Origin of the sequence: Streptomyces sp. SID14436 (genome assembly GCF_010548465.1) — a bacterium.
Taxonomy (GTDB): domain Bacteria; phylum Actinomycetota; class Actinomycetes; order Streptomycetales; family Streptomycetaceae; genus Streptomyces.
In genome coordinates this window covers 1-1,017 of sequence record NZ_JAAGMD010000595.1, presented here as the reverse complement: position 1 = coordinate 1,017, position 1,017 = coordinate 1, and the positions used below count along the sequence as shown (strand labels likewise).

2 pseudogenes are annotated in these 1,017 nt (G+C 78.7%); one reads left to right on the top strand and one right to left on the bottom strand.

Annotation, left to right across the window (positions count from 1 at the left end):
• Nucleotides 1-570 (top strand): annotated as a pseudogene (locus G3I53_RS21050) (serine/threonine protein kinase); the annotation flags it as partial.
• Nucleotides 571-647: 77 nt separating this feature from the next.
• Here G3I53_RS21050 and G3I53_RS21045 read toward each other — a convergent pair.
• A pseudogene (locus G3I53_RS21045) lies at nucleotides 648-1,017 on the bottom strand (serine hydrolase); the annotation flags it as partial.

Sequence of the window (1,017 nt, the reverse complement as noted above, 5' to 3'; positions counted from 1 at the left end):
TCCCCCGCGCCGGGCGGCGCACCGGACGGCGGGAACCGGGACACGGCCTCGCCGTCGGCCCCGCCGACCACCGCGAAGCCGTCCCCCTCGGCCACCGGCGGGCTGCCGGCGGGGTTCCGCGTGCTGCGCGCTCCGGAGGGGTTCTCCGTGGCGCTGCCCGCCGGCTGGGACCGGCTGTCCACCACACCGGGCGCCGACGGCGCCTACCGGGCCACGTTCGGCGCGGACGGCGACCCGCGCACGCTCGCGGTCACCTACAGCGAGCGGGTCGGCCCGGACCCGGTCGCGGTGTGGCGGGACGACGTGGAGCCGAACCTGAAGCGCACCGCGGGGTACGAGCGCATCGGCGCGATCCGGGCCCTGACGTACCAGGGACGCGCGGCCGCCGACATGGAGTGGTACTCCACGGCAGGCGGCACGCGGGTGCGCACCCTCGGCCGCGGCTTCCTCCTGGGCGGCGGGCGCAGCTTCTCGCTGCGCTGGACGACCCCGGCCGCCGACTGGGACACGCCGGCCGGGCAGGAGGCGCTGCGGACGGTCCTGCGCACCTTCCGGCCCGGCACCGGCTGACCGCGCCCGGCAAGCGCCGACGGCACCCGCCGGGGCCTCTCGTCCGGGTCACACGCGGGCTCGCGGGGCCCGGTTCCTCACCCGGACGAAAGACCCTGGGCCATCGGGGAGCGCAGTCTGCGCAGGCGGGTCGGGGGCATCGGGCGGGTGAGCCAGTGGGCCGTGAACGTGCCGTCGGCGAGCGAGCAGGTGATCCGCAGGCGGTGCGGCGTCTCGAGGAACACCACGTCCACCGCCAGGGTGCCGGGGCCGGTCCAGCCGCCGCTCACCGCGGCCGGGACGGGTTCCCCGGCGATCGTCCAGGGCGCGTCCCCGAGCCGCAGCGGGAGCGGTTCGCCGCGGTCGGTGAGGGTGAGCGTCCAGCCGCCGTCCGGGCCGGCCGCGACCGCGGCGCCGGTCAGCGTGGGCTGGTCCGGGCATGCCCCGCCCTCGGGGGCGAACACGGCG